This is a genomic window from Mycobacterium sp. NGS11 (assembly GCF_059813315.1).
This window is the reverse complement of record NZ_JCALEJ010000086.1, coordinates 1-232: the sequence shown is the minus strand read 5'-3', so window position 1 is coordinate 232 and position 232 is coordinate 1. Positions and strand designations below refer to the sequence as shown.

The following is a 232-nucleotide window of genomic DNA, read 5'->3' as shown; positions in this document are numbered from 1 at the left end:
CCCAGTAGTACCCGACGTATAGATCACATACGCCACATCGTCAGCGGTGGGCCCGGGTAACGCCGTGTGGGGTTGAGTTGCGACAACGGGGTCGTTCGGGTCGATGACGGGCAACCCGCGCCCGTCCAGCCGCGAGCGTTGGTCGGCGCTGGCGATCGCGGCGATCGGGCCGGCGTCGGCCATCATGAAGCTGATCCGCTCGTCAGGATGCCCGGGGTCGATCGGCACATAG

1 protein-coding gene is annotated in these 232 nt (G+C 66.8%); it reads right to left on the bottom strand.

Annotated elements, in window-relative coordinates; all coding sequences use genetic code 11:
* On the bottom strand, positions 1-232 hold a 232-nt coding region (locus tag AC5Y4T_RS26225), incomplete at both ends, for an AMP-binding protein (RefSeq protein WP_499956167.1).